This window comes from Cupriavidus sp. WS, from assembly GCF_000395345.1.
Classification (GTDB): domain Bacteria; phylum Pseudomonadota; class Gammaproteobacteria; order Burkholderiales; family Burkholderiaceae; genus Cupriavidus; species Cupriavidus basilensis_B.
In genome coordinates, this window is sequence record NZ_AQPL01000194.1 from 1 (window position 1) to 8537 (window position 8537).

At 69.8% G+C, this 8537-nt stretch carries 7 protein-coding genes and 1 pseudogene; 2 read left to right on the forward strand and 6 right to left on the reverse strand.

Annotated elements, in window-relative coordinates:
- Together K206_RS38465 and K206_RS0116200 are read left to right on the forward strand one after the other, a co-directional pair.
- A partial coding sequence (locus K206_RS38465) for an efflux RND transporter permease subunit (protein WP_043366795.1) occupies positions 1-1755 on the forward strand: 1755 nt, incomplete at its 5' end.
- 1 nt (position 1756) lies between these two features.
- Positions 1757-3265 carry an efflux transporter outer membrane subunit gene (locus K206_RS0116200; protein WP_029043703.1) on the forward strand — a complete coding sequence of 503 codons (1509 nt, stop codon included), beginning with the start codon at positions 1757-1759 and terminating at the stop codon, positions 3263-3265.
- 25 nt (positions 3266-3290) lie between these two features.
- On the opposite strand, the gene K206_RS0116205 is transcribed toward K206_RS0116200, so the two are convergent.
- From K206_RS0116205 to K206_RS43730, 6 genes and pseudogenes are all read right to left on the reverse strand, one after another.
- Positions 3291-4058, reverse strand: coding sequence for a class I SAM-dependent methyltransferase (locus tag K206_RS0116205; RefSeq protein WP_020203441.1), 768 nt, complete (start codon positions 4056-4058; stop codon positions 3291-3293).
- 215 nt (positions 4059-4273) lie between these two features.
- Positions 4274-5161 carry an ABC transporter permease gene (locus K206_RS0116210; RefSeq protein WP_029043704.1) on the reverse strand — a complete coding sequence of 296 codons (888 nt, stop codon included), beginning with the start codon at positions 5159-5161 and terminating at the stop codon, positions 4274-4276.
- Positions 5162-5180: 19 nt separating this feature from the next.
- Positions 5181-6029 carry an ABC transporter ATP-binding protein gene (locus K206_RS0116215; RefSeq protein WP_020203443.1) on the reverse strand — a complete coding sequence of 283 codons (849 nt, stop codon included), beginning with the start codon at positions 6027-6029 and terminating at the stop codon, positions 5181-5183.
- A 1-nt stretch (position 6030) separates the two neighbouring features.
- Positions 6031-7065 (reverse strand): ABC transporter substrate-binding protein, encoded by a 1035-nt coding sequence (locus K206_RS0116220; RefSeq protein WP_020203444.1) that lies wholly within the window; start codon positions 7063-7065, stop codon positions 6031-6033.
- Positions 7066-7140: 75 nt separating this feature from the next.
- Complete coding sequence (locus tag K206_RS0116225) at positions 7141-8055, reverse strand: TauD/TfdA family dioxygenase (RefSeq protein WP_020203445.1); 915 nt, start codon at positions 8053-8055, stop codon at positions 7141-7143.
- A gap of 231 nt (positions 8056-8286) precedes the next feature.
- A pseudogene (locus K206_RS43730) lies at positions 8287-8537 on the reverse strand (hypothetical protein); the annotation flags it as partial.

The following is an 8537-nucleotide window of genomic DNA, read 5'->3' on the forward strand; positions in this document are numbered from 1 at the left end:
ACAAAAAATCTGACAGGTTCGGTGGCGCTGATCCTGACACCGGCGCTGTGCGCCACCATGCTCAAGCCCATTCCTCAGGGGCACCACGACGAGAAGACCGGCTTCTTCGGCTGGTTCAACCGCAACTTCGCCAAGAGCCAGCAGAAGTACCACGGCGGCGTGCTGCACGTGATCCGCCGCTCGGGGCGCTGGCTGATCATCTACCTGATGGTGATCGTGGCGGTGGGCTTCCTGTTCCTGCGGCTGCCCAAGTCCTTCCTGCCCGAGGAAGACCAGGGCACCATGTTCGTGCTGGTGCAGGCGCCGGTGGGCTCCACGCAGGAGCGCACCGCCAAGGTGCTGGCCGACGTGCAGGACTACCTGCTCAACCAGGAGAAGGACGTGGTCGAGGCGGTGCTGACCGTCAACGGCTTCAGCTTCGCCGGGCGCGGCCAGAACTCCGGCCTGGTGTTCGTGCGCATGAAGGACTTCAAGCTGCGCGAGACCGACAACCTGAAGGCGCCGGCGCTGGTGGGCCGCATCTTCGGGCATTTCGCCTCGTACAAGGACGCGCAGATCTTCCCGCTCAACCCGCCCTCGATCCCGGAACTCGGCACCGCCGCCGGCTTCGACTTCGAGCTGCAGGACCGCGCCGGCCTCGGCCACGAGAAGCTGATGGAGGCGCGCAACATGCTGCTGGGCATGGCCGCCAAGGACCCGACGCTGTCGCAGGTGCGGCCCAACGGCCTGAACGACACGCCGCAGTTCAAGGTCAGCATCGACCGCGAGAAGGCCAACGCGCTCGGCGTGACCGCGACCAGCATCGACCAGACCTTCTCCACCGCGTGGGCCTCGCAGTACATCAACAACTTCCTCGACATCGACAACCGCATCAAGAAGGTCTACGTGCAGGGCGAGGCGCGCTTTCGCATGAACCCCGAGGACCTCAACGCGTGGTACGTGCGCAATGCCGCCGGCACGATGGTCCCGTTCAGCGCCTTCGCCACCGGCAAGTGGATCTACGGCTCGCCCAAGCTGGAGCGCTACAACGGCATCTCGGCGGTCGAGATCCAGGGCGCGGCCGCGCACGGCAAGTCGACCGGGCAGGCCATGCAGGCCATCGAAGCCATCGCCGCCAAGCTGCCGGCCGGCATCGGCTACGAATGGACCGGCCTGTCGTACCAGGAAATCCAGTCCGGCTCGCAGGCGCCGATCCTGTACGGCATCTCGATCCTGTTCGTGTTCCTGTGCCTGGCCGCGCTGTACGAGAGCTGGTCGATCCCGTTCTCGGTCATCATGGTGGTGCCGCTGGGCGTGCTCGGCGCGCTGCTGGCCACCACCCTGCGCGGGCTGGAGAACGACGTGTTCTTCCAGGTCGGGCTGCTGACCACGGTGGGCCTGTCGGCCAAGAACGCCATCCTGATCGTGGAATTCGCGCGCGAGCTGCGCGACCAGGGCATGAGCACGCTGGACGCCGCGGTGGAAGCCGCGCGCCTGCGGCTGCGCCCGATCCTGATGACCTCGCTGGCCTTCATCCTCGGCGTGATGCCGCTCGCGCTGAGCAACGGCGCCGGCTCCGGCAGCCAGCACGCCATCGGCACCGGCGTGATCGGCGGCATGCTGACCGCCACCTTCCTGGCCATCTTCATGATCCCGATGTTCTTCGTGGTGATCGGCAAGTTCAGCAAGGCCAAGCCCCACCACGACCCGCATCCCGCGGCCCCGCCGCCGGACGACCCCGCCGGCGGCGACGGCACGCTCAGGGAGGGACACTGACATGCGCAGACATGCCCTGATGACCGCCGCCGCGATCCTGGCCGCCGGCTGCACGCTCGCGCCGAACTACGAACGTCCGGCGGCGCCGGTGGCGCCGGCCTTCCCCGCCGGCGGCGTCTACGACCAGCAGCCCGGCGCCGCGCCGGGCGCCGCCAGCGCCGGCGGCGCGGCGGCCACCGACATCGGCTGGCGCGATTTCTTCGCCGACGCGCGCCTGCAGCGCATCATCGAGATCGCGCTCAGGAACAACCGCGACCTGCGCGTCTCGGTGCTCAACATGGAAGCCGCGCGCGCCCAGTACCAGATCACGCGCGCCGGCCTGTTCCCCACGCTCGACGCGGTGGCCTCCGGCAGCCGCACGCGCACGCCGCTGAACCTGTCCTCCACCGGCCGGCCCATCGCCAGCGAATACTCGGTCGGCGCGAGCGCGTCCTGGGAGATCGACTTCTTCGGCCGCATCCGCAGCCTCAAGGACCAGGCGCTGGCGCAATACCTCGCGCTGGCGCAGACCCGCAAGGCCGCGGAGATCGCGCTGGTGTCGTCGGTGGCCGACCAGTACCTCACCATGCTGGCCTACGACGACGCGCTCGCCGTGACGCGCAACACGCTCGTGACCGCGCAGGAATCGTTCCGCATCACCAAGCTGCAGTTCGAGACCGGCACCGGCTCCGAACTCGACCTGCGCCAGGCCGAAGGCGTGGTCGAGCAGGCCAACGCCAACCTCGAATCGCAAAGCCGCCTGCGCGCGCAGGCGGAAAACGCGCTGGTGCTGCTGGTGGGCGAGCCGCTGCCCGAGGACCTGCCCGGCGGGCTGCCGCTCAACGGCCAGGCGCTGCTGACGGACATCCCGGCGGGGCTGCCGTCGGACCTGCTCGCGCGCCGCCCGGACATCGCCGCGGCCGAGCAGTCGCTGCTGGCCGCCAACGCCAACATCGGCGCGGCGCGCGCGGCCTTCTTCCCGCGCGTGGTACTGACCGGCAGCGCCGGCACGCTCTCGCCCACGCTCGGCGGGCTGTTCAAGCCCGGCTCCGGCGCGTGGTCGTTCAGCCCGCAGATCACGCTGCCGATCTTCGAAGGCGGCGCCAACGTCGCCAACCTCGACCTCGCGCACGTGCAGAAGCGCATCGAGATCGCCAGCTACGAAAAGGCCATCCAGACCGCCTTCCGCGAAGTCTCCGACGGCCTGGCCGCGCGCGGCACCTACGACAAGCAGATCCAGTCGCTGGAGCGCTTCACCGGCTCGCAGGAACGCCGCCTGACGCTGTCCGACCTGCGCTACCGCAACGGCGTGGACAGCTACCTGAGCGTGCTGACCGCGCAGACCGATCTCTACAACGCGCAACAGTTGCTGATCACCGCGCGGCTGCAGCGCCTGACCAACCTCGTCGACCTGTACCAGTTCCTCGGCGGCGGCTGGATCGAGCGCGCCGGCGACACGCCGCGGCCGGCCGATGCGCCGGCGGATTATGGGGCGCAGGCGCGGGCGGATTCGCCGGCGGGATCGCCTTGAAGGAACGCCGGGAACGCCGGAAACGTCAGAGGCGCCGGCAGCTGTAGGCTTCCGTGCGGTACGGAAACGCCAGCGCGGCCTTCCCGGCCAGCGCCGGGCTGCCGTCGATCACGGCCTGCAACTGCGCCCGCACCTTGTCCTGCTCGGCCGCCGGCAGCGAGGCGATGAAGCTGACCGACATCACGCGGTCGACGACGACCTGCTGCGCCGGCCCCACGTGCTCGTAGGGCAGGCTGGCCAGTTCGAGCGAACCGAAGCCGTCGGCCGGGAACACCGCCTTCCAGTCGCCCTTGTAGAAGCGCGGCGCGTCGCCCTCGTAGGGCGTCATGATGGTGGTCAGCTGCGCGACCCAGTCCACCGATTCGTCGCGCACGTTCCACACCAGGCCGAGCCTGCCGCCCGGGCGCAGCACGCGCGCGATCTCGGTCATGGCGGCTTGGTTGGCGAACCAGTGGAAGGCCTGCGCGCAGACCACGGCGTCGACGCTCGCGTCGGGCAGCGGAATCGCTTCGGCGGTGCCTTCGAGCGCCTGCACGGCGGGCAGCGCGGCGCTGAGTTGCGCACGCATGGCGGCGACCGGCTCGACCGCGATCACGGTGGCGCCGGTGGCCTGCAGCAGCTTGCTGAACTTGCCGGTGCCGGCGCCGAGGTCCAGCACGGTCTTGCCGGCGCGCAGGCCGAGCGTGTCCTGCAGCCATTGCGCCAGCGCGGGCGGATAGTCGGGACGGCCGCGGGCATAGGTGTCGGCCTGGGTGGAAAAGCCCTGGGCGGCGGCGTGGTGGATGTCGGTCATGAGGCGCGGTCTCTGGATGCGGGAAGGATCGCTCCAGGGCGCGCGGGATGCCGCGCGGCCCGGGAAGCGGCAGCGCCGGGCGGCGCGCGGTCAAAACCCGGGGAGTCTTGCCGTCGCGGCGGCGGCAAGCCGCAACGGTACGCCTTCGGCGCGGCGCGCGCAAGGCCCGCTGCCGCCGTGCCTTCAAACTGTCATGCGCCGGCTGCCACGCGCCGTCAGTGCTGCATGCCCCAGCGGCGCACGGTCACGCGTTCGAGCGTGCGGAACACGAGGTTCTCGACCAGCAGGCCGATCAGGATCACCATCGCCAGGCCGGCGAACACGCGGTCGGTGTACAGCTCGTTGCGGTTCTGGAAGATGTACCAGCCCAGCCCGCCCTTGCCCGACGACGCGCCGAACACCAGCTCGGCCGCGATCAGCGTGCGCCACGCGAAGGCCCAGCCGATCTTCAGGCCGGACAGGATGGCCGGCAGCGCGGCCGGCACCAGGATCAGCAGCACGTAGCGCAGCCCGCGCAGGCCGTAGTTGCGCCCGGCCATGCGCAGCGTGGCCGGCACGCCGCGGAAACCCGCGTAGGTGTTGAGCGCGAGCGGCCACAGCACCGAGTGGATCAGCACGAACACCAGGCTCTTGCTGCCCAGGCCGAACCACAGCAGCGCCAGCGGCAGCAGCGCGATGGCCGGCAGCGGGTTGAACATCGACGTGAGGGTATCGAGCACGTCGCGCCCGATCTCGGTGGACACCGCCAGCGTGGTCAGCACGAAGGCCAGCACGATGCCGCCCACATAACCTTGCAGCAGCACCGACAGCGACACGCCGGCCTTGTCCAGCAGCTCGCCGCTAGCGATGCCTTCGGCGAACGCGCGCGCGGTGGCGAGGAAGGTCGGCAGCAGCAGGTCGTTGTCCTGCACGCGGGCAATGACTTCCCACAGGCAGGCCAGCACCACCAGGATCAGCGTCTTGCGCAGCCAGCCCTGCTGCCACAGGCGCTGCGGCCACGGCAAGGCGCGCGTCACGGGCAACGCGGTAAACGGCTCCAGCGGCAGCTCGTATTCGGGGCGCACCGCCGGGGTGGCGGCGAGGGATGAGGGGGCTTGGCTCATGGTCGGTCCTGGCGGGCGCTCAGCGCGCCTGCGCGGCGCGGGCCGGCGCGGCGGCCGTGTGCGGCGCCTCGTCGAACAGCAGGTGATGGATGCGCTGGGCGGTGGCCTGGAACTCGGCGCCGCCCTGGCTGGCGAGGTCGTACTGGTGGCTGTTGAGCTCGGCGCGCACCCGGCCCGGATGCGGCGACAGCAGCAGGATGCGGCTGCCCACCACCAGCGCTTCCTCGATCGAGTGGGTCACGAACAGCAGCGTGAAGGCCGCGTCCTGCCACAGCGCCAGCAATTCCTCCTGCATGCGCCGGCGCGTGAGCGCGTCGAGCGCGGCGAACGGCTCGTCCATCAGCAGCACCTTGGGCCGCATGGCCAGCGCGCGCGCGATCGCCACGCGCTGCTTCATGCCGCCGGACAAGGTATGCGGATAGGCGTCGGCGAACTGCGCCAGCCCCACCTTATCGAGGAAGTGCAGCGCGCATTCGCCGGCCTCGCCGCGCGACATGCCGCGCGAATGCACCAGCGGGAACATCACGTTCTGCCGCACGGTCTTCCACGGCGGCAACTGGTCGAACTCCTGGAACACCACGATGCGGTCCGGGCCCGGCGCGCGCACCGGCACGCCGTCGAGCCGGATCTCGCCCTCGCACGGCGGCACGAAGCCGGCCACCGCCTTGAGCAGGGTGGACTTGCCGCAGCCCGACGGGCCCAGCAGCACGAAGCGGTCAGCCGCGTGCACGTCGAAGCTGACCTGGTGGGTGGCGCGCACCACGCGTTCGGGGGTGCGGTATTCCAGCGACACGCCATCCACCTGCAGCAGCGGCGCGGCAGGGGTGGCGGGACGCGCGGAAACCACGCGCAGAGGCTGCACGGACATGTCAGCTACCTTGTGCGGTGGCCGGGTCCTGGAAGAAATAATCCTGCCAGGACTTCGGCTGGTTGCGGATGGCGCCCACGCGGTACATGAACTCGGCCAGCGTGAAGGTGTTCTGCGGCGTGACCTTGAACTGCACCTGCGGGTTCTTCAGGATCTTGACCAGCAGCGCGCGGTCGATCTTGGCCTTGTTGACGCGGATGTACAGGTCGGCCGCCGCTTCCGGGTTGCTGCTGGCGAACTTGGCCGCCTCGGCCAGCGCGTCGACGAAGGCGCGGTAGGTCTTGGGGTTGTCGTTGCGGAATTTCTCGGTGGCGTACAGCACCGTGGCCGAGCTCGGCCCGCCCAGCACGTCATACGAATTCAGCACGATGCGCGCATTGGGGTTGCCGGCCAGTTCCTGCTCCTGGAACGGCGGGTTGCCGAAGTGGCCGCTGATCTCGGTGCCGCCGGAAATGATGGCCGCCGCCGCGTCGGGATGCGGCACCGCCACCGTCCATTTGTCCAGGCGGTTGTATTCCTTGTCGCCCCACTGCTTGGCCGCGGCCAGCTGCAGCACGCGCGACTGCACCGAGACCGACACCGCCGGCAGCGCGATGCGGTCCTTGTCGGTGAAGTCCGCGATGGTCTTGACCTTGGGATTGTTGCTGACCAGGTAGTACGGGAAGTTGCCCAGCGACGCCACGCCCTTGACGTTCTGCTTGCCGTGCGTGCGGTCCCACACCGTCAGCAGCGGGCCCACGCCGGCGCCGGCGATGTCGATGGCGCCCGACAGCAGCGCGTCGTTGATGGCCGCGCCGCCCGAAAGCTGGGTCCACTCCACCTTGATGTCCAGGCCCTGCTGCTTGCCGTGCTTCTCGATCAGCTGCTGGTCGCGCGCCACGTTGAGCAGCAGGTAGACCACGCCGAACTGCTCGGCGACGCGGATCTTGCCCTCGGCATGGGCCGCGCCCGTGACCGCCATGCCGGCGGCCAGCGTCAGCGCGACGGCGCCGCGCTGCCAGCGGGCGGAGAAGAGGCGGGAACGAAACAGGGACATGCGGAACACTCCGTTGGATGCGAGACAGGAAGACGGGCGGCGGCGGCGCCGGCCGGCGCCGCCATCCGGGAAGGCTCAGAGGGGCAGGTCGCCCTCGATGGTGGTGCGGTACATCACGCGGCGCAGGTGGTCGGGCGTGCCGGCGGCCAGGTGCAGCAGCGAGCGGTTGTCCCAGAACACCAGGTCGTGCGGCTGCCACTGGTGGCGGTACACGTGCTCGGGCTTGACGCTGTGCGCGAACAACTGCGCCAGCAGGTCGCGGCTTTCGTCCTCGGGCAGGCCGGCGATGCGCGTGGTGAAATGCTCGCTGACGAACAGCGCGCGGCGGCCCGTTTCCGGGTGCGTGCGCACCACCGGCTGCAGCACCGGCGCCACCTGCGCGATCTGCTCGGGCGTCAGGTTCGGACGCCACGGACTGCGCTGCTGCAGCTCGGCGTACTTGGCCAGGTAGGTGTGCTCGGCCTTGCGCCCTTCCACCGCGGCCTTGAGGTGCGCGGGCAGCGTGTCCCACGCCGTGTGCATGTTGGCGAACAGGGTGTCGCCGCCTTCGGCCGGCAGTTCCTGCGCGTGCAGCAGCGAGCCGAGGCTGGGCTTTTCCTTGTACGACAGGTCGGAGTGCCAGAAATGGCCGGCGTCGCCCAGGCCGATCGGCTTGCCGTCCTTGAGCACGTTGGAGACGATCAGGATTTCCGGGTGCCCGGCCAGCTGGAACTGGTTGAGCACGTGGATCTGCAGCGGCCCGAAGCGGCGGCTGAACGCGATCTGCTGCGCGGGCGTGATGCGCTGGTCGCGGAACACCACCACGTGATAGTCGAGATGCGCGCGGTGGATGCGGGCGAAGTCCTCGGCGGACAGCGGCTCGGACAGGTCCAGGCCGACGATCTCGGCGCCCAGCGGGGCGTCCAGTGGGCGGATCTCGAAAGTGCCGGCCTGGCCGGAATGCGGTGCGCGGGCAGGCGCTGCGGCTGCCGTTTGGGTACCAATCGTCATGACGGGCTCGGGGAACGAAAGTGCGGACTGATCTATGTGGACCGGCCGGCGCGGCGCCGCGCTCCGGCAAAGGAGGGCCCCGCACTGCTTGGTTTCAAGCCTTGCACTGTAGTGACCACGAGCTAGTGCGGTCAACGAAGGTTAACGGTGAGCCTTATTCGTTTATCGCATATGGTGTCCGCATGGCGCTTGTCCACCGCCTCATCCCCGGCATCCCGCGTTCCGGCGCGCTCAGGAGCCGCCAATCCTGCCGTCCACCACGAAGCCGCCGCGGTTCGGCATGCGCACGCGCGGCAGCGTGCGCGCGTCGAGCACCGCGTCGTCCGGCACGATGCCGTGCAGGTCCTGCAGCGGCGTCATCGACGAGTTGGCGCCGGGCATCGGCGCCGCGCCGCGGTTGCGGCGGATCACGTTCTTCTCGAATTCGGCGGGCTGGCCGTAGGCGCGCCACAGCACCGGCTCGCCGGGCGCGCGCGTCCACG